Genomic DNA, 24061 nt, shown 5'->3' with positions numbered 1-24061 from the left:
ACGCTGATATTGAAGTAAATTATTATAAAATTTGAAAAAAATCTGAATTAATTAAACAGATTTGCCGCATTTATCTCCTCTTTGCTACCTCCCGGAGCGGTGATAAAAACCTTTAACGGCGTTTGCCTTATCCGGTAAGCACCGGGCTGCAACACAGGCTGGTTATAAATATATTTCACCTTGATGGTGTGGTATCCTTTGGCCAGGGGCAGCGCCGGCTCAGCCTCGGTGATCTGCTGTCCATCGATAAATACCTGGGTATCGGTGTAGGATGCCTGGGTGAAATTATACGCGCCATCTGCAGGGATGTTTATATAGCCATTGTAAACCATGCCAAGGCTGGGGTTATCCTTTTTAAATTGTTCAGCATTCAGTCTGTCGGTTATGGCCGAGTCTTTTGCGGTTGCATAATCCAATTGTTCGGGCGTGGTAAATTTGCTTTTTATCAGCTTGTAGCTCAAGCCCGGTTTGTTAGCGGTGTAGTTTACGGCGGGCAGCAGCGCTCGATTGTACATCAATACCCTTGTAGCAATACTGCGCCTGCCCGATGGCGTAATAACCCGTGTTTTAAACTCGCGCTTCTCGTTTGCCGGGATAGCGAAAACAATAGGGGTGCCGTTATATTCCAGGTCGGTATCCAGCGGGTCGCGGCCGTTTAGGGTATAGTATATTTTAGCCCCCGGCACCACGCTTTTCGGTGCCCAGATAAATCGCTGACCAAATACCATGGTATCTATAACCGGCATTGCTGTTGGTACGCGGTAGTTATACCCCTTTGCATCTAACCGCGCAAAGTGGTTAGCCAGGCGCACATTGGCAAAATTGTCATAATCCTTATTGGCAGGCAGGCTCCAGGCCACTTCGCTTAAAGCAAATAAGCGCGGGAATATCTGGTACTGCAGCTTAGCCATCGTGGGCACGTACTCCGTCCACAGGTTGCCCTGGGTACCAATAATGTATTGCTGCTCTTCGGGTGTCAGTTCTTTTGATACCGGGTCGTAATTATAGGTCTCGTCCAGCGTGGCGTACCGGCCAAACGATACCGGCTCCTGCGGCGAACCGCTCTGGTAGTGGTCAAAGTAGTTGCCGGTAGTTTGCGGCGTCATAATAACGTTGTGTTTTTGTTTGGCAGCCGCTATGCCGCCTTCTTCGCCTGTCCAGCTCATTACGGTAGCGTTTGGCGCCAGGCCGCCTTCCAGTATCTCGTCCCAGCCAATAATATTGCGCCCCTTGCTGTTGATGAATTTTTCCATCCGTTGTATAAAATAGCTTTGCACACCGTTCTCATCTTTCAGGTCTTTCTCCTTTATCAAATTTTGTACAAAAGCCGACTCTTTCCAGGGTTGCTTATTGGCCTCGTCGCCGCCAATGTGTATGTATTTGCCCGGGAAAAGCGCCATCACTTCGGTAAGTACATCCTCTAAAAAGCCGAACGTTTTTTCGGTTGGGCAAAACAGGTTGTTGTAAGCACGGGCATTGGTCTTACTATCGGCCGGCTGTTCACACTTCAGTTCGGGATACGCCCGCAAAGCGGCTTCGCAATGCGCAGGCATCTCAATTTCGGGCACTATGTTTATAAACCTGTCGGCAGCAAATTTCACCACGTCGCGTATATCGTCCTGGGTGTAATATCCGCCATAGGTTAGGCTGTCGGGCCAGTCGCGGTTGGTGCCGAACATGGTTTGCTGGCGATAAGCGCCAACCGAAGTTAGCTTCGGGTATTTTTTGATCTCGATCCGCCAGCCCTGCCCGTCAACCAAATGCCAGTGAAAATTATTGATCTTATACGTAGCCAGCAGTTCTATCACCTGCTTAACTTGCGGCACGGTAAAAAAGTGGCGCGATACATCAAGCATCATACCCCTGTAACCAAAGCGCGGCGCATCTTCAATAACCACGCAAGGCAGCTTTTCGGTGCCCGATGTTGTTACGGGGAACAGCTGCATAAATGTTTGCATCCCATAAAATAAGCCCGCTCCTTTACCTATAATAGTAATGCGATGCGGCGTTATGGTAAGTTTATAGCCCTCCGTCGGCAGGTTTTCGGCTCCTTTTGCTGTTAGGATCAGCGTAGTGCCCCTGTTTGATCTCGACCTGGGGTTATACTTGCCAAACCTGTTGTTAAAATGGCGGTTATTCAGTAAAAAATCCCTTAAAAAAGCAATGGTTTTGTCTTTAGGGTTATCGGCCTTTACCTGTGTAAGCTGGCTAAATACAAACACCCCTTTATTTTTGATAACAGATGCCGGCGCCGGGATAATACCCAGGTGCGGGTCGTCGCCAGGGGTTTGGGCGCTGGTTTGCATTATTACAGCAAATAAAAAGGCTAAAGCTAAAAATGCTTTTTTAGGTAAATGGTTTATGATCATAACAAGCAGATAGTGTGAGATATTGGTATGAGATGCTAAAATACTATTATACCGCTGGTTTACTATATTAGCCATGTAACAAATAATTGACAGGCAGAATATTACATTTGTAGCCGCCTAATTATAAAATTGAATTTTTACAGATGTACGATATTTGCTGCATTGGCCACATTACCTTAGATAAAATTGTTACCCCAAGGGCTGTTAAACATATGGCCGGGGGCACCGCGTTTTACTTCTCCAACGCTATGCGAAACATGGATGTGAAATATAAACTTGTTACCGCGGTTGCTGATAGCGAGTTGCCCAGTGTAACCGCGTTAACTGATAAAGGCATTGATGTAAAGGTATTGCCAAGCGCCCATACCGTTTATTTTGAGAACATTTATGGCGACAACCAGGACAACCGCACCCAGCGTGTTTTACAAAAGGCCGATGCTTTTGTAGCCGAAGATATATTGGATGTGGAAGCCGTTATATTTCATTTAGGGCCGCTGCTGGCCGATGATATGTCGACCGGCTTGATCAAAGACCTGTTTAGCCGGGGAAATGTTTCTGTTGACGCGCAGGGCTACCTGCGCGAAGTAATTGATAAAGGGGTGCATGCTGTTGACTGGGCCGATAAGCGAGAGGCCTTGCAATATATTGATATACTGAAAGTAAACGAACATGAGCTGGAAGTGCTTACCGGCAACGCGGATATTAAGGAAGGCGCTAAAGTGCTGGCCGAGTGGGGCGTTAAAGAAGTAGTGGTAACCTTAGGCAGTATGGGCTCGGTTATTTATGCAGATAGTGTATTTTATGAGATCCCCGCCTACAAACCTATCGATGTGGTTGATGCCACCGGCTGCGGCGACACTTATATGGCGGGCTACCTGTACAAACGCGTTAAAGGTGCCGATATCCAGAAAGCAGGCGAATTTGCTGCCGCCATGGCCGGACTAAAAATTGAAACTTCCGGCCCGTTTGAGGGATCGGAAGAAGATGTTTTGGCGATGATGTCGAGGTAAAGAAGACGATGCTCAAGATTTAACCTGGCCCAGGCTTACCATGACACAACGGAATTGTCAGTCTGAGCTTGTCGAAGACTTGAACACTTTGTTAACGGTTCGACAAGCTCACCATGACAAGCCCTGTTAATTTGGATGTGTAACTTCCCTTAATGCTTCAACAATTTTTTTTGCCGTAGCGGCCAGTTCATCCTGCGTTGGTGAAAGCTTTGGGCGGGAAAAGTTCATATCGTCAACCCTATTCATGGGTATTAAATGGATGTGCGTGTGCGGCACTTCTAACCCAATAACGGCTACACCAACCTTTTTACAAGGGATGGCTTGCTTAATTCCGCGGGCTACTATTTTGGCAAACATCTGCAAACCCAGGTAGGTTTCGTCGTCAAGGTCAAAAATATAATCCACTTCTTTTTTGGGGATAACCAGCACGTGCCCCTCTGCTAATGGACTGATATCTAAAAAAGCCAAAAACTCGTTGGTTTCGGCAACCTTATGGGCCGGTATCTCGCCTGCTATGATTTTTGAAAAGATGCTCATGGTAATGAATGGTTGATTTGTGAATGGTGAGTAGTTAGTTGTATGGTTTGGGTGAGCAGTTATAAACCCCTCACCCAATCATCCATTCACTACCTGCTAATTTCCAGTATCTCAAATTCTATCTTACCTGCAGGTACGGTTATCTCGGTGGTTTCGCCAACCGATTTACCAAGCAGGCCTTTTGCAATAGGCGATGCTACAGAAATTTTTCCCGCCTTAAGGTCGGCTTCGCTTTCCGACACCAGCTGGTAGGTCATGGTAGCGCCGTTCTTCACATTTTTTATCTTCACTATAGATAGGGCTAACACCTTTGAGGTATCCAGTTTTGATTCATCAAGCAAGCGCGCGTTTGCCAGGGTTTCCTGCATCTGGGCTATTTTGGTTTCGTGTAGTCCTTGTGCCTCTTTCGCGGCATCGTACTCGGCATTTTCCGATAGGTCACCTTTATCGCGTGCCTCTGCTATAGCCTTTGCAATATTTGCGCGGCCTGTAGTTTTTAAGTATTGTAATTCTTCTTTTAGTTTTTCTAAACCATCCTTGGTAAAGTATGATACTTCTGCCATAACACAATTATAATTAGTAATTATTATCAGTTTACCGCCAAAAAAAACCGCTCCCCTACTTTTTGATAGAAGAGCGTGACGGCCTTAAAAACAAAACAAGACTACAAAGGCAGGTGCCCGCATAGTCTTGTTTTTGTATTAAACGAAGATAGTATAATTAAATTTTAATATGCAAATTTTTTAATTTGAGAGCACCATTCTTTTCTATAAAGACGCGAGGCCCAACTCCCCGAGCTTCTGCGCCATTACTTCGCTTATCTTACGGTAGCTGTCAAATGTCCACCCGGCAACATGCGGGCTTAAAATCACTTTGCCGCTTTTGCGCAGTTCCACAAACCATTCCTGCTCGCCCAGCGCCGGGAATTTTTCAACCTCGAGCACATCCAAGCCCGCACCGATAATTTTCCCCTGCCTGATGGCGTTAAGCACCGCTTGTGTTTTAACCACCTTACCGCGGGCCATATTCAAAAAAAATATGGGTTTTTTAAAATGAAAGAAGTATTCATCATCCACCATGCCGTTGGTTTCTTTGGTAAGGGGGATATGCAGGCTTAGCACATCACTGCGCTTGACAATTTCTTCCATGCTTACCTCGCGCGCATATTTATCGCTAAAGCCGGTCTTGTATTTATCATAAGCAATAACCTCTACCCCAAAGCCGGATAGCTTTTTGGCGAAGCTGCTGCCCATATAACCGTAGCCGATAATGCCCACGGTACGGCCTTTTAATTCGTGTCCCCGGTTTTCTTCCCGGCGCCAGCTGCCGGCGCGTATCTCGGCATCGGCAGTGTTCAAATTATTCATCAGGGATAGCAGCATACCAACGGCGTGCTCGCCAACCGCATCCATATTCCCTTCGGGAGCGTTAATTAATTTAATGCCGCGGGCCAGGGCGTACTCCTCATCAATATTATCCATACCGGCCCCGGCCCGGCAAATAAAGCGCAGGTTTTTAGCCTGGTCTATAAAGGCCTTATCTACCTGAAACTTCGACCGGATAGCCAGGCCATCATAATTGTCTATAATGGCAAAAGCTTCTTCTAATTTCATATCAGGCTGGTAATTGCAGGTATAACCAAAACCTTCGGCCTGTTCCATAAAGGCGGGGTGCAGGTCGTCTACAATAAGGATGTTATTTTTCAATGGTGTAAGATTTGAGGCAAAATTACAAATTTCATATATCTAAACATGACGCAATTGCCTGCTCTGCGGGGTTGGCTCACCCCGCGGCACTTCGTGCGCGATCCTCTCTGCTGCGCAAAGAGGGTGAAGAGAAAGGGTTTTAACTTCTTTGCGCAACAGAGAGGGTCGACCAGCGTAGCGTGGTCGGGGCGAGTAAATTACCGCCAGCCAGAATCAAACTTGGCACGTAAATAGTATGCTCATATCTATGAAGATCCCTTTTAAAAAAACACGAACCGATATAAAGCATTATGTAGATACGCTGTCGCAGGATGGTTTCAGGAAGATATTTGACCAGATAGACCAGTTAAGCGTAAAAAAAGGTGTTGATAAGCACGGGTTGGATAAGTTTATAAACCAATGCGCCTATATGGCAGCCGGCAGCGGTGCTATTGCGGGCAGCGGCGGCATCATAACTATGCTGGTAGGGATGCCGGTGGATTTTGTGAACCTGATAACCCAGCAATTTAGGGTAACAATGGCTATTATGTATTATGCTAAGGGCAGCTACCGGGTAGGCTTTGATGAATTTATGCAGTTGGTGGCAACATCATTTAAGATTGAGGCGGGTGTCGCCGTTACCAAAAACATTATGGAAGGAATAGCCGAAAAGCTGCTGCTTGCCTTTGGCGTCCGCGCTGCCGAAAGGTTAGTGCCGGTAGTAGGCGCCGTAATTGGCGGTACAGCCAACTACCTGTTTGTAAAACGCATGGCCCAAAAGGTTAAAGAAATAAACAGGGTAGATAAACGGGTGATTATACCTGTTGTTTAGTGCTTGCCCAAAACGCCTTTGGCATCCAGATATTTAAACTTCATAAGCTGGTTATAGCCGAATAAAACGTTCCTGTCGGGTTCAAACGATTCTGCTACATGAGGTAAAATAGTTTCTGAAGATAATAATATCCCCTCTTTGGTGACCAGGTATTTCACTTGCGGGCTATCCAAACTCAATTTATTAACTGATGACATCAATTTTGGAAGAACAGCAACGTAATCGGCATCGCCTGCGTAGGCCTTCCTATCTTTGCTTATCCTATTCAACAATATCTTTTTGTACTCAGCTTTAATAAATTGTAATCCGCGAGGGGTAATAATTTTAGATAGCGGGATCGCTTTGCCAGTATTGGGATTTAATGTAAGCCACCGCTGATTAGTGCTTGGATAAGCGCCCATAGTCTCGTACGTTAATTTAATGGAAATCAAATCGCTATACAAACAGGTAACTTCATATTGCAGTGATGTTATTCCACATCCGCATTCAGTATATTCATTTATTACATCCTGCAAGGTTTCTCCGGTCAATAGCTCTTTTTCAGAAAGCGCTTTTTGTAATTGCGGTAGCCTGTCTGCTATTTGCGGCAAATAAAGCGTGTCGGTTTGGTCTTTATATTTAAGAGGGACAACTTTTGTAGTGACTGTTTTACGGCTCATTACCGTCTGCGCATTGCTGTATCCAATGCCGAGCACTGCAATAAGTAGAGTTGATAGTATCGTCTTCATTACCTGCTCATTGCAATTTCATTGGTAAGCGCTACAAAATCGGCCACGCTCAGGCGCTCTGCCCGCAGGTCGAGCGTTTTATTATCCACCATTTTTTCCTTATTTATCAGCGATGATACCGCGTTGCGCAGCGTTTTGCGGCGCTGGTTAAAGCCTGCCTTTACCACCTGCCAGAAAAGTTTTTCGTCGCATGCCAGTTCGGCAGTTTCGTTGCGGGTTAGCCTGATAACCGCCGATAACACCTTTGGCGGGGGATTGAAAACTCCGGCTTTCACGGTAAATAAATATTCTACCTTATAATAGGCTTGCAAAAAAACGCTCAGGATGCCATACTCCTTACTGCCTGGCTTGGCGGCACAACGCTCGGCCACCTCTTTTTGGAACATACCTACCACCTCGTGCACCTGGTCGCGGTGGTCCAGTATCTTAAAAAGTATCTGCGAAGATATATTATAAGGGAAGTTACCGATAACCGCCATTTGGCTATCAAATTTGGCTTTAAAGTCCAGTTCCAGGAAATCGTCGTTTATAAGCCTGTCGCCAAGTGCGGGGTATTTCTTTTTCAGGAAAGCGTACGATTCGGTATCAATATCAATCAGAAAGGTTTCGTATTCGGCCTTTTGCAGTAAAAAATCCGACAGGATCCCCATACCCGGACCAACCTCCAGCACTTGCTTGTATTTGCCCGCCGGGCGCAGGCTTTCAACAATTTTGGAGGCGATGTTTTTATCAGTAAGAAAGTGTTGCCCTAAATGTTTTTTTGCTCTTACTAATGTCATTATCGGTTTTTATTTGAGCAAATTAAGGCATATTTGTGCTTTAATCGGGAATTATAAACTTAAAATCTTTTTATTTGCATGTTGAGCGGAAAGCTAAAGGCTTAAAGCACAAAGCAAAATTTCATATAACTGGTTGTTTGTTAAGTTTCAAATGGGCGAGATCTTAAACTAATCAGTGAAATCATACTACTATGAGCGACAAACCTAAAATAGGAATAAGTATTGGCGATATTAACGGGATAGGACTTGAGATCATTATTAAAACCCTGGCCGACAACCGCATATACGACTATTGTACCCCTATTGTTTACGGACATACCAAGGTAGCATCGTTCCATCGCCGCGCTACCGATGTGAACGAGTTTAACTTTAACGTGATAGACCACCCCGCCAATGCGCAGCACCGCAAGGCCAACATGATAAACTGCTGGGAAGAGGATGTTAAAATTGAACCCGGACAGGTAACCGCCGAAGGGGGAAAGTATGCCTACATATCGCTGCAGCGCGCCACCGACGACCTGCTGACGGGTAACATAGATGGTTTGGTAACCGCGCCTATCAACAAAGATAATATCCAGAACGAGGAGTTCAGTTTCCCAGGCCATACCGAGTATTTACAGCATCGCGACAGCAAAACCGAATCGCTGATGTTTTTGGTGAGCGAAACCCTGCGCGTTGGCGTAGTAACGGGGCACATCCCGGTATCAAAGATCGCAGAGAGCATCACCACCGATAAAATTGTGCACAAGCTAAAACTGATGAACGCCAGCCTGCAGGACGATTTTTGGGTACGCAAACCTAAGATAGCCGTACTGGGCCTTAACCCCCATGCCGGTGATAACGGACTAATTGGCAGCGAGGAGAAAGATATCATCATCCCCGCTATTGAAGAGTCCCGCAACAACGATGTGCTGGCCTTTGGCCCATACCCCGCCGACGGCTTTTTTGCCAACGGTACCTATATGCAGTTTGATGCCGTACTGGCCATGTACCACGACCAGGGGCTGATACCTTTTAAACAGATAGCCTTTGAATCGGGGGTGAACTATACAGCCGGATTGAGCTTTGTGCGCACCTCGCCCGATCATGGTACCGCATATGATATCGCCGGTAAAAACCGGGCATCTGCAGTATCGTTCCGCGAGGCTTTATTTACGGCTATACACCTGATTAAACATCGCCGCGAAACTGCCGAACTAAACGAAAACCCGCTTGTTTTTGCTAAGTTAAGCCGCGACAGGGATTAATTGCCCCCCTTACCGATACTGTTTTAATTTAATTGCCGTTAAATAAAACATTTATCTGTAAAAATACTTTTTCCTGTTTAATGAGTAATTTAATTAACCGCATCAGGTCAATTGATGCGTTTCGTGCGGTTACCATGTTCCTGATGATCTTTGTAAATGATCTGGATGGAGTGCCAAACACCCCTGTATGGCTCAAACATGCAGATGTAAATGCCGACGCTTTAGGACTTGCCGATACCATCTTCCCCGCCTTTTTATTTATCGTAGGCTTATCAATACCCTACGCGTTTAAAAAACGCCTGTATAACCAGGATGCCAAGCTGCCCCTGCGCATTGTTACCCGGTCTTTCGCGCTGGTGTTTATTGGGTTTTTCCACGCCAATATGGAAACCTATAACGACCCTGCCACCCTGTTACCACAACCCGTTTGGGAAAGCCTGGCCACCTTCAGCTTCTTCTTTATCTTTTTAGATTACAGCAAAAAATCGGGGCGAACGCGATACCTGTTGCAGGGTTTTGGCATAGCACTGCTGGCAACCATGTGCATCCTTTACAAGAGTACCGACCCAAACCACCCTTGGCTGCATTTAACCTGGTGGGGCATACTGGGGCTTATCGGGTGGTCGTACCTGGTGTGCGGGTTAATTTACTACTACAGCAACGGCGTATTATGGGTGCAGGCCGCCGCCTGGATCTTCTTCATGTTCTTCAATATCGATTTCCACTTTGGGATGCTGAATTTTCTGAACGGCATACAAAAATACATGTGGATAGCCGGCAACGGCGCTATGCAGGCCTTTACAATGGCAGGCGTATTTGTATCGGTAATGTATATGCGCCTAAACCAAAATAAAGAAATCAAGATGCTTTGGGTGGGCCTGCTGCTTATTGCGGTAATACTGTTTAACCTGGGCTTTATAGTACGCTACTTTAGCGGCGGCATCTCAAAAATGCGCGATACCCCCTCGTGGGTGCTCATATGTACCGGCATCAGTTTGGTACTGTACGCATTTTTTATCTTCCTGGTTGATTTTAAGCACAAGTTTCATTGGTTTAAGGTGATAGAACCCGCGGGCACCAACACCTTTACCTGCTACCTGCTGCCCTTTTTGTTTTACCCCCTTTACCAAATGACCGACCTGGGCTACCCCGAATACTTTGACCAGGGCACCGGCGGACTCATCAAATGCGTCATCTTTTCGTTTATAATGGTGTGGCTAACCGGCCTGCTGCAAAAAATAAACGTACGGCTCAAGATATAACCAGGTGTTCACGTTCGGCGCACGTGAACACCGTGAACACTCGTGAACACCTGGTAATGAGGCATTAACGTTTTTGCATGATGACACGATCGTGTCACCATTTTTATGAAACGTTTACCTGTTTTTTGGCTGATATTGAACTTTTTTAGGCGTTTTTACGAAGCGTTACAACACCCTCCCCGGGATGGATGCGGCCGGTGGGTGTAAAGGCAGCGAGGGGTTTGTAATCTTTGTTAAATAAGCAAGGTTTTCAAGGGCTTTGTAAAGGTGCTGTTGTGGGCCTTCGGTTGCGGCAGCCCCGTTTTCCGCTTATACGCCGGCAGGCCTTAGGCGCGAAGGCAGGTATCCGCTGCAACCGGGTTTAGATGTGGCAGGTTTGTGCATATAACCAAAAGAGGGGCGCTTGCGGGAGCGGAGGGACATCGGCTTGTGATTTCAAACTATTAGACAGCATCGCAGATGCTAAAGCTCGGTAGAAACCGCCGGTAAAATATTTAGCGTGCCGTAGCACACAACATTGCAAGGTACTTTACCTACGGCACATGAATACCATTCCATTGTTTTTTCTACCGACCTTTAACACGATGGTTTTTCTATTGGATGTTTCTTGGTTGAACTTTGTAATTGGTAACAAAAGTTTATATTTGAGATAACCTTATCACACAAAAGATGAAGCAAATCATTTTTGCAGGCGGCATACATGGTGTTGGAAAAAGCACCCTGTGTCGTGAAATAACACATGCATTATCTATAAGCTACCTCTCAGCCAGCGAAGTTCTCAAATGGACCGATATTAATGTTGATGCTAAGAATAAAAAAGTTGTTAATATTTCCGATACTCAAAATCGGCTAATTAATGGACTTGAAGCTACTATAAAATCGGGCAAAGTCTATCTCCTTGACGGTCATTATTGTTTGTTTAATATGGATAATCAAGTGATACCAGTACCAATGGAGACTTTTATAAAAATAAATCCGATAGCTCTTATCTTAGTTACTGGTTCGATATCTGTGATTAAAGCAACCTTAGAACAAAGAGATCATAAGATTTATGATACCGAAGTGTTAGAACTGATGCAGGAACGAGAGGCGAGTTATGCAAACGAGATCGCCGTCTGCCTCAACGTTCCATTATTTATTTTCGATAAAAAAGCCAACAATCTTAACAACTTAATAAAACAAATTCATGAGAGCCTTGCTTGACACCAATATTATAATACACCGTGAGGCGGAACGTTTGCAAAACGAAGATATCGGTTTCCTTTTTAATTGGCTTGACCGTCTAAAGATCGAAAAGTGCATTCATCCAGCTACTGTTACCGAATTGAATAATTATGGCAATGAGCAAGCTGTTAAACGAATGAATGTTAAGATCGGCAATTATAATATACTCAAAACGATCGCACCTTTGGCTGAAGAGGTACAAAAGTTATCTGCCACATTAGATAAAACGCAAAATGATCGTGTAGATACGCAACTGCTAAATGAAGTATACTCGGGTCGCGTAGATTTTATAATTACTGAGGACAAGAATATTCATACCAAAGGTAGCCTACTTGGAATCAGTTCTAAAATATTCAAAATTGACGAATATTTAGAAAAGGCGGCGGCAGAGAATCCAAACTTAGTCGATTATACGGTACTCGCCGTTAAAAAGCAGTATTTCGGCGAAGTAAATCTAACGGATTCGTTTTTTAACTCATTTCGTGAGGATTATGCGGAGTTTGATAGTTGGTTCATTAAAAAGTCTGATGAAACTTGCTACGTATGTTTTCAGGACAGTACTTTAAGCGCCTTCTTATATATAAAGGTAGAGGGTGCGGATGAAAATTATGCAGATATAACGCCATCATTTTCACGTAGAAAACGATTGAAAGTGGGGACGCTAAAAGTAACCGCGAATGGATTTAAAATCGGTGAACGGTTTTTGAAGATAATTTTCGATAATGCGCTGGTCAATAAAGTCGATGAAATATATGTTACGGTTTTTGATAAGACCACCGAACATGAACGACTCATTTCTTTACTTGAGGACTACGGTTTCACATTTTACGGTGATAAGACAAGTGGAAATGGCATCGAAAAAGTTTACACCAAACCATTTGGAAGCGCAGCCATAATTGACAAAGCCCACCCAAAAATAGGATATCCTTACATATCAGATGATAGCGACATTTTTATTGCCCCTATTTATCCTGATTATCATACTGAATTGTTCCCGGATTCGATTCTCCGGACTGAAAGCCCGAAGGATTTTGTTGAGAATGAGCCACATCGAAACGCTATCAGCAAAGTGTATATATCCCGTTCATGGGAACGTGGTCTACAACCTGGCGACCGACTTGTTTTTTACCGTACCGGCGGTTATCATGTTGGTGTTGCGACGACTGTTGGTGTGGTCGAATCAATAATTACTGACATCCCAGACGTGAGGACGTTTATCCGGTTGTGCCGCAAGCGCAGCGTATTCACCGACGAAGAATTGGTGAAACATTGGAATCATCAACCAGGCAATCATCCATTTATTGTGAACTTTCTCTACGTCGGTTCGTTTAAAAGAAGACCAAACTTAAAATGGCTGATCGATAACCAGGTTATTGCTGACGTCAATAGCGTTCCACGTGGATTTAGCAGGATTAGTCAGCAAGATTTTGATAATATTGTAAAATATTCGAGGAACTTATGAAAGTCGTATTATCTATTAAACCTGAATTCGCGTTCAAAATTTTCAATGGAACCAAACGCTTTGAATTTAGGAAAGCCATATTTAAAAACCCCCTAGTCAAACAAGTTATCGTTTACGCATCTTCTCCCGTGCAGCGGGTTATCGGGGAGTTTGAAATCGAAGAGATATTGAAGTGTGATAAAAAACTACTATGGGAGTTAACGAAACAAGAATCGGGAATTACCGAAGATTTTTTTTTCCAGTATTTTAAAGAAAAAAAAGATGGCTATGCAATCCGTATAAAAAACACAACAACTTACGAGAATTCGAGATGTTTAAAAGAAGATTATAATCTTCTACCTCCACAATCTTTTGCATACTATATATAGGAACAAATACTTACAAATAAATTAATCGCGTTAATACAAATCCTTAAACCCGATAGCAGCGATACCTGCCTTCGCGCCTAAAGCCGGTGTAGTATAAGCACATAGCGGGACTGGCTTATCCGATGTAACACAGGCATTGCTTTACCAATCGCTTTATAAACCTCTCCCTAATCCTCAATGGCATTAAGTAGCTTATATTCGTTTAAATATTGAACACTGAATGTTAAATATCGAATAATGAAGGGAGGGGAACTTTACCTGCTCTCTTACCTTTCGCCTTTACCTCCATTAACCCACCCCTAACCCCTCTCAAGAGGGGAACACCCCGCAGAAATGTCAGTCTGAGCTTGTCGAAGACCTGTACACGCGGCTAATGGTTCGACAGGCTCACCATGACATTGGAGATTACTCCCACTCCCAACCCTTTCAAGAAGGGGACTACCCGCAGAAATATCAGTCTGAGCTTGTCGAAGACCTGTTCACGCGGCTAATGGTTTGCAGGCTCAGCATGACATTCGAGCTTTCATCACTCCCCTAACCCCTCTCAAGAGGGGAACATCTCACACAAATGTCAGTCTGAGCTTGTCGAAGACTTGTACGCGTGGCTAATGGCTCGACAGGCTCGCCATGACATTCGAGCTTTCAACACACCCCTAACCCCTCTCAAGAGGGGAACTTTGGCTCCCGCTTTCACCTTTCAGCAACAAACCCTATATTTAGTGGATTAACCGGTCTGTTTTGAAAAAGATACTTGCCTTAGTTGTTTTATGGTGCGGTGCATCGGCAGCGCTGTTTGCGCAAAGCCGCGATGTTAGTTATGTAAACTCGGGCGGGCCGCTGCGGCCGCTGCAGGCAATTATGGATATCCGCCACAATACGCTGTCGCTGCGGGTGGATATTCAAAAGCACACCATTGATGGCTATGCCGAGATCGACCTGGTGCTTTCTAAGGCTACAGATACTTTGCTGTTCGACCTGGTGCACCTGCTTACGGTACACAAAACGCTGGTTAACGGCAGCGGCAATACTTTTAAGCAGGTTGGCGATTCGGTACTCATCATCAACAAAAACGGCTTTAAGGCAGGCAGACAGCGGGTACGTATTTATTACGGCGGCGAACCACCCGAGGGCACCCGCCCGCCCTGGATCGGCGGCTTCACCTGGAAAACCGATAAGCAAGGCAACCCGTGGGTATCTATAAATGTGCAGCTGCAGGGCGCCAAACTTTACTACCCTTGTAAAGATCACCCCAGCGACGAACCAAACGAGGGGGTCGACCTGTTTATCACCATCCCCAAAGGGTTATCGGTAGCAGGGCCGGGTTTGCTGCAAGGCGTAAAAGCTGCTAAAAACAACGAGGCTACCTGGCATTGGAAAACCAATTACACCATCAGCAACTACACAGTGGTGTTTAATATCGGCAAGTACAAGGTGTACAGTCGCCCTTACACCACCGTTAACGGGCATACGGTACCCATCCAGTTTTATGTGTTGGAGCAGGATACCGCGCAGGCCAGCAAGGTGCTGGATATGCGGGTGCGCGATACCCGTATGATGGAAAAATACTATGGCGAGTACCCCTGGTACCGCGAGAAGATAGGCATAGCCGAAGTGCCGAACTCGGGCATGGAGCACCAAACCATGGTTACTTATAGCGGCAAGTTTAAGTATGATGAATACCCCGGCGGACTTGAGTTTTCGGGCGAGATGTTTCACGAGTACGCGCACGAGTGGTGGGCAAATAAGGTAACCAATTACGATTGGTCGCACATGTGGATCCAGGAAGGGTCGGCAACGTATGCCGAGGCCTTGTTCTTCCTGGATAAGCGCGGCGAAGCGGGGTATGATTCGGTAATGATCAGGCAGCGGGCGGGCATCCGCGGGTTAAAACCGGTCATCATCCCCGGCCAGAGCGAGTATTTAAACTCCAATTATAACACCGACATGTACAGCAAGGGGGCGTTTTTGCTGCATACGTTAAGATATGTTTTGGGGGACGAGGTATTTTTTCCGGCGCTTAAAAAGTTTATTGTTGATGTTAAATACCCTTACAATAAATACTTTACTACCGACGAGGTAGAGCGGTATTACTCGGCCCAATCGGGCAAAAACTTAAAGCCGCTGTTTGATTTTTACCTGTACACCCTAAATTTTATGGAGTTTGAGCTGGTGCAAACCGGCCCCGAAAACTATTACCTCACCATCAAAAACAGCCCGATGGACCTTCCGCTGGATATCATGACCGATAAAGGCATGCTGCATACTACCACCGCCGGCAAAACCACGCGCTTTGCCATCAAAAGCAAAACCCCGCCGGTTATCGATCCGAGGGGCTGGTATTATAAAAAAGTTACGCTGCGGTAAGGATGCGTATGCGGGTAATCAAAGAACGTTTTGATAATGATTCCCTCCCCACGGGAGGGGTGCGGCCGGCAGTGTAGTGGCAGGGAGGGGTTGGAAAAAAGGTATGACCCATCCTTTACGACTAATCTCGTTTAAGTTACGGGCTATAGTTGCCAATAATATCGAATAATGAATTCTGAATGTTAAACACCGAAGTTTTTCGTTCATCATTCAATGTTCGATATTAAAATACACCCTAACCTTTCTCAAGAGCGAAACTTTAATGTAATCTTTTAGCTTTCGCCTTTTAGCTTTCTGCCCCTCACCACGCTAAAATCCAATTAAAAAAAACACTTTCCGGTTTTCAGAAATTTACCTACATTTGCGGGCTAATTGTTGCTCATTGAAATCGCTAAAAACATATTCAATACCTTTTACCGGCCTTAAGCTGGGTAAGCATTATTTTGAATACGAAATAACCGATGCTTTTTTTGCCGAGTTTGATTACTCGCTGGTTAAAAAAGCTAACCTTTTATGTAAGGTTGAACTGGAAAAGCAGGAAACGATGCTGATACTTAATTTTGACATTAAGGGCACCGTTGGCGCAACCTGCGATAAATGCCTGGCCGATTATCCGCAACCGATGGATATACACGAACAGCAGATAGCCCGGTTCAGCGATGAAACAATGAGCGAGGATGATGAGATTATTACCCTTGGCAAAAACGATCATGAGATTGCGGTTGCCGGGCTGATATACGAATATGTAAATGTTGCCTTGCCGTTTATTGCTACCTGCGGTAACGAGGGCAACACCGAATATTGTGACAGGGAAATGCTGGAAAACTTAAACAAGCTTTCGGCAAATGATGAACAAACTGAGAGCACTGACCCGAGATGGGAAGCCCTCAAAAAATTAAAATAATATAATAACTAAAAGTTATGGCACATCCAAAACGGAAAATTTCAAAATCAAGAAGAGATAAACGCAGAACGCATTACAAAGCCGAAGCGCCTACTTTAACTACTTGCCAAACTACTGGTGCGGTACACCTGCCACACAGGGCTTACACTGTTGATGGTAACGTTTACTTCAACGGAAAAATTCTTATCGAAAAGGCTGTAGCAGTTTAAGTTAATTTTCTGAAATGAAGATTGGCTTAGATATTATGGGCGGCGATTACGCCCCCAGGGCAGCCGTTTTAGGAGCAATTGAAGCCAGCAAGGTTTTGGTTGCCGGGCAAAAACTTGTGCTTATTGGCGACAAGGATACAGCCCTAAGCATTCTTCACGAAAATAATTTTAGCCCAGATAACTTCGAGTTTGTGCACACAACCGAAGTAATTGGCATGGGCGAACACCCCACAAAGGCCGTTGTACAAAAGCCAGACTCCAGCATCAGCGTTGGGTTTAACCTGCTTAAAGAGGGTGCCATACAGGCATTTTCGTCGGCAGGTAATACCGGTGCCATGCTGGTAGGCAGTATGTTTAGCGTAAAAACCATACCCGGTGTAATACGCCCGGCCATGACAACCATTATACCCAAACTTAAAGGCGGTTTGGGTATTTTATTAGATGTAGGCGCCAACGCCGATTGCAAGCCCGATGTGCTTTTACAGTTTGGTGTGTTAGGCAGCCTGCTTGCCCAATCAATTTACGGCATTGCAAACCCCCGCGTTGCGCTGATGAATATTGGCGAAGAGGAAGAAAAAGGCAACCTGCTTTTACAGGGCACCTACCCTTTAATGAAAGCCACCAGCCTGTTTAACTTTGTTGGCAATATTGAAGGGCGCGACCTTTTTGAAGACAATAACGATGTTGTTGTGTGCGACGGTTTTACCGGCAACGTTATTCTGAAACTTGCCGAATCTTTTTACGTTATTACCTTAAAAAAACGATTTAAAGACGAATTTTTTGACCGCTTTAACTACGAGCAATACGGCGGCAGCCCTATACTTGGCGTTAACGCGCCTGTTGTTGTTGGCCACGGCATATCAAGCCCCGAGGCTATTAAAAACATGGTGCTGCTGTCAAGAAACATGATCGAGACCAATCTTATAGACAAAATTAAACTGGCTTTTCAGTAAAAAAACATAGAATGAGCAAAATTCATGCTGCTATTACCGCTGTAAATGGTTACGTACCCGAGTACGTGTTAACCAACCAGGAACTGGAAACAATGGTGGATACCAATGATGAGTGGATCACCAGTCGTACCGGCATTAAAGAGCGAAGGATTTTAAAGGGCGAAGGCCTCGGCACCTCTGATATGGCCGTTCCTGCTGTACAGGGCTTATTAAAAAAGCGCGGCATAAGCGCCGAAGAGATAGACCTGATTATTTTTTGCACCACCACCCCCGATCTTCCTTTCCCGGCTACTGCAAACATACTGGCCCACAAAATTGGCGCTAAAAACGCCTGGGGATACGATCTGCAGGCGGCTTGCTCGGGTTTTATTTTTGGCCTGGCAACAGGCGCCCAGTTTATCGAAAGCGGAAAGCACACCAAGGTACTGGTAGTAGGCGGCGATAAAATGTCGTCCATTATCAATTACGAAGACCGTGCTACCTGTATCATATTTGGCGATGGCTGCGGCTGCGCCCTGCTTGAACCCAACACCGAAGGCTACGGTATCATCGATTCCGTTTTAAAAAGCGACGGCGCGGGCTCGCAGCTGTTGTACCAGAAATCGGGCGGCTCGGTTAGTCCGGCCACGCACGAAACAGTTGCCAACAAAGAGCATTTCGCCTACCAGGAAGGCCAGGCCGTATTTAAGTTTGCCGTAACCAACATGGCCGATGTTGCAGCCGAAGTGATGGAGCGCAACAACCTTACCGCAGATGATGTTGCTTGGCTGGTACCACACCAGGCCAACAAACGCATTATTGATGCCACCGCTAACCGCACAGGCTTAACGGCCGATAAGGTTATTGTTAACATTGAGCGCTACGGTAACACCACAAACGGCACCATACCGCTATGTTTATGGGAGTGGGAAGACAAATTTAAAAAAGGCGACAACCTTATTTTGGCTGCATTTGGCGGCGGGTTTACCTGGGGTTCTATTTATTTAAAATGGGCTTATTAGCAGATGTGCAGATTTTAAATGTGCAGATATGCAGATTTTTAATTAAAACATCTTAAAATTGTACGTGTTAAATAACTAATTCACTTTAATCATCTGCATATTTGCACATCCGCATATTTGCATATTTATAAATACTTTTATCCAAACCAATTATCGCTATTATGGATATTAAACAGATTCAGGACCTTATACGCTTTGTATCAAAATCAGGCGTAAACGAAGTTTCTATCGAGCAGGAAAATTTTAAGATCACTATAAAAACAAACGAAGCGCCAACTTATGTAAATGCTTCAATTCCTGTGCAGCAGCCACAGCCGCTTGCGGCGGCATCTGCACCGCAGCCCGCAAGCCTGCCTGCCGCGGCGCCTGCTCCTGAAGCAGCAGCACCGGTTGCCGAGACTTCAAACCTCATCACCATCAAATCGCCGATGATTGGTACTTTCTACCGCTCGTCGTCGCCAGATAAGCCTTTATTTGTAAACGTAGGCGACGAAATAAGCGCCGGCACCGTGCTTTGTATCATCGAAGCTATGAAACTGTTCAACGAGATCGAGTCGGAAGTTTCGGGCCGTATCGTTAAAGTACTTGTAGATAACGCATCGCCGGTAGAATACGACCAACCTTTATTTTTAGTAGAACCTAAATAATAATTTGATAATTAGCTGATTTGAAGATTTGAAAATTCAGATCTGTCATTTTCAAATTAGCACATCTTCAAATTTTCAAATTAATAAAGATGTTTAAAAAAATATTAATAGCTAACCGGGGTGAAATTGCCTTGCGAATCATTCGTACCTGTAAAGAGATGGGCATTAAAACGGTAGCTGTATACTCAACCGCCGATCGTGATAGTTTACACGTGCGCTTTGCCGATGAAGCTGTATGTATTGGCCCCCCGGCAAGCCGCGACTCCTACTTAAATATCCCAAATATTATATCGGCAGCCGAGCTTACGAATGCCGACGCAATACACCCGGGGTACGGTTTTTTATCAGAAAACGCTAAGTTTTCGGCTATTTGCGCCGAGTATGGCATTAAGTTTATTGGCGCTACCTCTGATCAGATCAACCGGATGGGCGATAAAGCTTCGGCAAAAGAAACCATGAAGAAAGCGGGCGTGCCTATCGTTCCGGGCTCAGAAGGGTTATTGACTGATGTAAAGCAAGGCATTAACATTGCCAACAAAATAGGTTACCCGGTTATACTAAAGGCAACAGCCGGCGGTGGCGGCCGTGGTATGCGTATTGTTTGGAAAGACAGCGAATTTGAAAACGCATGGGATAGCGCGCGTGCCGAATCGGGCGCGGCCTTTGGTAACGATGGCCTTTACCTCGAAAAATACGTGGAAGACCCGCGCCATATCGAGATACAGGTAGTGGGCGACCAGTACGGCAAAGTTTGCCATTTATCTGAGCGCGACTGCTCCATACAACGCCGCCATCAAAAACTGGTGGAAGAAGCCCCCTCGCCGTTTATGACAGAAAAACTGCGTAAAAAAATGGGCGATGCCGCTATTAAAGGGGCAAAAGCCGTTAAATACGAAGGTGCCGGTACGGTGGAGTTTTTGGTTGACAAGAACCGGAACTTCTACTTTATGGAGATGAACACCCGTATACAGGTTGAACATCCGGTTACCGAAGAGGTGATCAATTTCGACCTGATAAAAGAACAGATAAAGGTGGCTGCAGGTATACCAATATCAGGCAAAAATTACGAGCCAACCATGCATGCCATTGAGTGCCGTATAAACGCCGAAGACCCTGCTAACAACTTCCGCCCTTCGCCGGGTAAAATAACAAACTTTCACTCGCCGGGTGGCCATGGTGTACGCGTAGATACGCACGTTTACAGCGGCTACATAATCCCGCCGAATTACGATTCAATGATTGCCAAGGTTATTTGCATGGCGCAAACACGCGATGAGGCCTTATCGACCATGGAGCGTGCGTTAAGCGAGTTTGTGATAGAGGGTGTTAAAACCACTATTCCGTTCCATTTAAAACTGCTGCAGGACCCTAACTTCCGTGCCGGGAATTTCACCACCAAATTCATGGAAACGTTCGAATATTAATATTAAAAAAATCTTTTGGGGGTTAATACAACGTAAATAGTATTTCGGCGTTAATAGTGCTGAATAAAAGGCAATGAGCGATAACAAACTTATAAAAGCAATAAAAGAAAAAGGCCAGAACATGGAGGCCGAGATGTCGTTCTTTGATCACCTGGAAGCCCTACGCTGGCACCTGGTGCGTTCGGCCATCGCCATTGTAATTTTTACGTGTTTAGCTTTTTATTTCTACGATTTTATCTTCGATACCATTATCATGGGCCCAAGTAAGCCCAGCTTTTGGACCTATCGCATGTTGTGCCACCTGGGAGATTTGCTTCACCGCGATGGTTTTTGCATCAATAAGATCAACATAAGCCTGCTTAATACCGAGATGGCCGGGCAGTTCACGCTGATGATCAACTCGGCGCTTCTGATAGGTATAACACTTGGTTTCCCGTATTTACTTTGGGAGATCTGGCGTTTTATCCGCCCCGCCTTACACGAAAAAGAGCGCAAGGCTGCATCGGGGTTTGTTATATACGCTTCCTTTTTATTTATCCTCGGTGTTTTGTTCGGCTATTATGTGATCACGCCCGAGTCGATAAATTTCCTTGCCGGGTTTACCGTTAGCTCCCAAATCGAGAATAAGTTTACCGTCGATTCCTACCTGTCGTCTGTTGCTACCCTTACCCTGGCAACAGGTATTGTATTTGAACTGCCAATTTTAGTGTATGTGCTGTCATCATTAGGCATCCTTACCGCCAAGTTTATGCGCGATACGCGCCGTTACGCGGTAGTGATCATCCTGATCATAGCGGCAGTGGTAACGCCTACACCCGATATGATGACCATGACCGTGGTCAGCATCCCGCTGTTCATTCTTTATGAGATAGGTATCCTGGTTGCCGGTGTTGTTGAAAAGCGTAAAAAAGCACGCGAAAACGCGCTGTAATTAGTGAGGTTAGCTTATTCTATTTCCAACAAAATCTTTACCTTCGGCAACGCAATATTATTATAAATTTGGGTTGATGAAAAAAGGGTTAAAAATAGCCATTGGCGCCGACCATGCCGGCTTTGAGTATAAGCAGGCCATTTTAGGCATGTTTGGTGATAATATCATATTTACCGACCACGGCACTTACTCTTCCGAATCGGCCGATTACCCCGATTTTGCCCACCTGGTTGCCAACGCCGTTGAAGCCGGCGAGGCCGACTATGGCATACTGCTTTGCGGCAGCGCCAATGGCGTGGCCATGACGGCCAATAAACACCGGGGCATACGTGCGGCGTTATGCTGGAAACCCGATGTAACTATCCCGGCACGTACACACAACAATGCAAATGTGCTTTGCATACCAGCCCGCCATGTATCAATTGAGGATGCCAAAACCATTATAGAAATATTCCTGACAGAGGAATTTGAAGGCGGGCGCCATGCAAACCGCGTTAACAAGATTGGCTGCTAAAAGATAAACTGACCCATTATTAAAATTTAAATGAAAAAACTATCACTATGGATCACGGGGCTGGCATTTACGGCCACCGCCTGTGCCCAACAAAACCCAACCGCGCTTAAGTACAGCAAGGTGATCAATCCAACCGATGCCAGGAAGCACCTGAGCATTTTAGCATCTGACGAATTTGAGGGCCGCGAAACCGGTAAGCCGGGTGCGGAAAAAGCCGCCAATTACATTGCTGCCGAATTTAAAAGATTAGGTCTGCAAGCCCCGGTTAAAGGCTCGTATTTCTTAGAAGTACCGTTAACCCAAAGTACGCTAACCGTTAGCGCTTTAAACATAAACGGGCAGGATTTTACCAACTGGAAAGATTTTGTTTTCCAGGGTTCGAACGGTGATTTAAAGGTAAATGCTACCGAAATCGTATTTGTAGGCTATGGCACTGCTGATGAGATAGCAGGCGCTGACCTTGCCGGCAAAGTGGTACTTTGGATAAACGAGGACAAACCCGAAGAAGGCAAAACTGCTAATACAAGCTACCGTATGAGCACTGCGCGCCAGGCTATAGTTAAAGCTATGCAGGCTAAAAAACCGGCTTTAATATTAGGCGTTAACGAAGGCTTATCAAAGTTACTTGCGCGTTTTAACGGCGTAAACCCAAGCGGTTCTGCCAGTATATCACTAAAAAAAGGCGAAGCAGCCGCAGCTGATGTGGTATCGCCTGTGTTTATGGTAACCGGCCCTGTTGCCGATGCCGCTGTTAAAGCAACCGGCAAAACATTCGCCGACCTTAAGGCAGCAGCAGCTACCGCAAAACAAACGCAGGTTATTAAAACCACGGCCAGCGTATCTGCAACCTCAACAAAAACCGATGTTAAAGCGGTTGATGTTTTAGGCTTTATGCCAGGTTCAGACCCTAAGCTAAAGAATGAGGTGCTGGTGTTTTCGGCCCACTACGATCATATTGGTTTGGTAACCAAGCCAGGTGCAACTGATAAAGTTAACAACGGTGCCGATGATGATGGTTCTGGTACAACCGGTATCCTTGAAATTGCCCGTGCTTTTTCGCAGGCAAAAAAAGATGGTAAGGGCCCGCGCCGCAGCGTGCTTTTCCTGGGCAACGTTGGCGAGGAAAAAGGCCTGTTGGGTTCAGAATGGTATACCGATCATCCGGTGTTCCCATTGGCTAACACCATTGCCGACCTGAACATAGATATGATCGGCCGGGTTGGCGAAGAATACGTTGGCAAGCCCGATTCTGCAAACTACGTTTATTCTATCGGTTCGGCTATGCTAAGCACCGACCTGCATAAAATTGGCGAGGAAGCAAATAACACCTACACCAAAATGAAACTGGATTATAAATACGACGATCCAAACGATCCAAACCGTTTTTACTACCGTTCAGATCATTATAACTTTGCCCGTTACGGCGTGCCAATTATATTCTATTTTAACGGGGTGCATGCAGATTATCACGCCCCTGGCGATGAAGTAAGTAAAATAAACTTCCCGTTATTGGTTAAACGTGCGCAGCTTGCATTTTTTACCGGCTGGGAACTTGCTAACCGCGATGCCCGCCCGGTGGTTGATGTAAAACCGGCCACCCCATCGAAATAA

23 protein-coding genes are annotated in these 24061 nt (G+C 45.4%); 17 read left to right on the top strand and 6 right to left on the bottom strand.

Features of this window, described 5'->3' with window-relative positions:
• Positions 1 to 47: 47 nt before the first annotated feature.
• Entirely contained in the window at positions 48 to 2369 is a 2322-nt protein-coding gene (locus GWR56_RS07460) for a family 20 glycosylhydrolase (protein ID WP_162430501.1), read from the bottom strand.
• Positions 2370 to 2512: 143 nt separating this feature from the next.
• On the opposite strand from GWR56_RS07460, the gene GWR56_RS07455 reads away from it, so the two are divergent.
• Entirely contained in the window at positions 2513 to 3379 is an 867-nt protein-coding gene (locus GWR56_RS07455) for a PfkB family carbohydrate kinase (RefSeq protein ID WP_162430500.1), read from the top strand.
• 126 nt (positions 3380 to 3505) lie between these two features.
• Here the strand turns inward: GWR56_RS07455 and GWR56_RS07450 are convergent, their stop codons facing one another.
• The 3 genes from GWR56_RS07450 to GWR56_RS07440 form a co-directional block, all read right to left on the bottom strand.
• On the bottom strand, positions 3506 to 3916 hold the full coding sequence (locus GWR56_RS07450; RefSeq protein ID WP_162430499.1) for an HIT family protein: 411 nt from the start codon (positions 3914 to 3916) through the stop codon (positions 3506 to 3508).
• Between the two features lie 89 nt (positions 3917 to 4005).
• Positions 4006 to 4479, bottom strand: a complete 474-nt coding sequence (greA, locus tag GWR56_RS07445; protein ID WP_162430498.1) for a transcription elongation factor GreA — start codon at positions 4477 to 4479, stop codon at positions 4006 to 4008.
• Between the two features lie 204 nt (positions 4480 to 4683).
• Complete coding sequence (locus GWR56_RS07440; RefSeq protein ID WP_162430497.1) at positions 4684 to 5622, bottom strand: 2-hydroxyacid dehydrogenase; 939 nt, start codon at positions 5620 to 5622, stop codon at positions 4684 to 4686.
• A 247-nt stretch (positions 5623 to 5869) separates the two neighbouring features.
• Here GWR56_RS07440 and GWR56_RS07435 point away from each other — a divergent pair, with 247 nt between their 5' ends.
• Positions 5870 to 6433, top strand: a complete 564-nt coding sequence (locus GWR56_RS07435; protein WP_162430496.1) for a hypothetical protein — start codon at positions 5870 to 5872, stop codon at positions 6431 to 6433.
• On the opposite strand, the gene GWR56_RS07430 is transcribed toward GWR56_RS07435, so the two are convergent.
• Together GWR56_RS07430 and rsmA are read right to left on the bottom strand one after the other, a co-directional pair.
• Entirely contained in the window at positions 6430 to 7161 is a 732-nt protein-coding gene (locus GWR56_RS07430) for a hypothetical protein (RefSeq protein ID WP_162430495.1), read from the bottom strand. The two genes, GWR56_RS07435 and GWR56_RS07430, sit on opposite strands and share 4 nt — an antisense overlap.
• Entirely contained in the window at positions 7161 to 7940 is a 780-nt protein-coding gene (gene rsmA / locus GWR56_RS07425) for a 16S rRNA (adenine(1518)-N(6)/adenine(1519)-N(6))-dimethyltransferase RsmA (protein ID WP_162430494.1), read from the bottom strand. Before rsmA ends, GWR56_RS07430 begins: the two co-directional genes overlap by 1 nt.
• 191 nt (positions 7941 to 8131) lie before the next feature.
• Here rsmA and pdxA point away from each other — a divergent pair, with 191 nt between their 5' ends.
• The 15 genes from pdxA to GWR56_RS07350 all read left to right on the top strand — a co-directional run bounded on the left by pdxA (position 8132) and on the right by GWR56_RS07350 (position 24061).
• On the top strand, positions 8132 to 9187 hold the full coding sequence (gene pdxA / locus GWR56_RS07420; RefSeq protein WP_162430493.1) for a 4-hydroxythreonine-4-phosphate dehydrogenase PdxA: 1056 nt from the start codon (positions 8132 to 8134) through the stop codon (positions 9185 to 9187).
• A gap of 80 nt (positions 9188 to 9267) precedes the next feature.
• Complete coding sequence (locus tag GWR56_RS07415) at positions 9268 to 10449, top strand: heparan-alpha-glucosaminide N-acetyltransferase domain-containing protein (RefSeq protein WP_162430492.1); 1182 nt, start codon at positions 9268 to 9270, stop codon at positions 10447 to 10449.
• Between the two features lie 669 nt (positions 10450 to 11118).
• Positions 11119 to 11652: an ATP-binding protein gene (locus GWR56_RS07410; protein ID WP_162430491.1), complete on the top strand. Its 534-nt coding sequence runs from the start codon at positions 11119 to 11121 to the stop codon at positions 11650 to 11652.
• Positions 11636 to 13135 (top strand): PIN domain-containing protein, encoded by a 1500-nt coding sequence (locus tag GWR56_RS07405; RefSeq protein ID WP_162430490.1) that lies wholly within the window; start codon positions 11636 to 11638, stop codon positions 13133 to 13135. Before GWR56_RS07410 ends, GWR56_RS07405 begins: the two co-directional genes overlap by 17 nt.
• On the top strand, positions 13132 to 13503 hold the full coding sequence (locus tag GWR56_RS07400) for an ASCH domain-containing protein (protein ID WP_162430489.1): 372 nt from the start codon (positions 13132 to 13134) through the stop codon (positions 13501 to 13503). Before GWR56_RS07405 ends, GWR56_RS07400 begins: the two co-directional genes overlap by 4 nt.
• A 738-nt stretch (positions 13504 to 14241) precedes the next feature.
• Positions 14242 to 15867, top strand: a complete 1626-nt coding sequence (locus GWR56_RS07395) for a M1 family metallopeptidase (RefSeq protein ID WP_162430488.1) — start codon at positions 14242 to 14244, stop codon at positions 15865 to 15867.
• 382 nt (positions 15868 to 16249) lie between these two features.
• Positions 16250 to 16771, top strand: a complete 522-nt coding sequence (locus GWR56_RS07390; protein WP_162430487.1) for a DUF177 domain-containing protein — start codon at positions 16250 to 16252, stop codon at positions 16769 to 16771.
• A gap of 17 nt (positions 16772 to 16788) precedes the next feature.
• Positions 16789 to 16980 carry a 50S ribosomal protein L32 gene (gene rpmF / locus GWR56_RS07385; RefSeq protein ID WP_082855913.1) on the top strand — a complete coding sequence of 64 codons (192 nt, stop codon included), beginning with the start codon at positions 16789 to 16791 and terminating at the stop codon, positions 16978 to 16980.
• Between the two features lie 14 nt (positions 16981 to 16994).
• A complete protein-coding gene (gene plsX, locus GWR56_RS07380) occupies positions 16995 to 17933 on the top strand; it encodes a phosphate acyltransferase PlsX (protein WP_162430486.1) in 939 nt (312 codons plus the stop codon).
• Positions 17934 to 17944: 11 nt separating this feature from the next.
• Entirely contained in the window at positions 17945 to 18934 is a 990-nt protein-coding gene (locus GWR56_RS07375) for a beta-ketoacyl-ACP synthase III (RefSeq protein ID WP_162430485.1), read from the top strand.
• A 161-nt stretch (positions 18935 to 19095) separates the two neighbouring features.
• Positions 19096 to 19581, top strand: coding sequence for an acetyl-CoA carboxylase biotin carboxyl carrier protein (gene accB / locus GWR56_RS07370; RefSeq protein WP_162430484.1), 486 nt, complete (start codon positions 19096 to 19098; stop codon positions 19579 to 19581).
• Positions 19582 to 19670: 89 nt separating this feature from the next.
• Positions 19671 to 21005: an acetyl-CoA carboxylase biotin carboxylase subunit gene (accC, locus tag GWR56_RS07365; RefSeq protein ID WP_162430483.1), complete on the top strand. Its 1335-nt coding sequence runs from the start codon at positions 19671 to 19673 to the stop codon at positions 21003 to 21005.
• A 73-nt stretch (positions 21006 to 21078) separates the two neighbouring features.
• Entirely contained in the window at positions 21079 to 21936 is an 858-nt protein-coding gene (gene tatC / locus GWR56_RS07360; RefSeq protein WP_162430482.1) for a twin-arginine translocase subunit TatC, read from the top strand.
• 76 nt (positions 21937 to 22012) lie between these two features.
• Positions 22013 to 22450: a ribose 5-phosphate isomerase B gene (gene rpiB, locus GWR56_RS07355; protein ID WP_162430481.1), complete on the top strand. Its 438-nt coding sequence runs from the start codon at positions 22013 to 22015 to the stop codon at positions 22448 to 22450.
• Positions 22451 to 22480: 30 nt separating this feature from the next.
• Positions 22481 to 24061, top strand: a complete 1581-nt coding sequence (locus GWR56_RS07350; RefSeq protein ID WP_162430480.1) for a M28 family peptidase — start codon at positions 22481 to 22483, stop codon at positions 24059 to 24061.

The organism is Mucilaginibacter sp. 14171R-50, from assembly GCF_010093045.1.
In the GTDB taxonomy this organism is placed as follows: domain Bacteria; phylum Bacteroidota; class Bacteroidia; order Sphingobacteriales; family Sphingobacteriaceae; genus Mucilaginibacter.
This window is presented reverse-complemented; position numbering and strand designations above follow the sequence as displayed.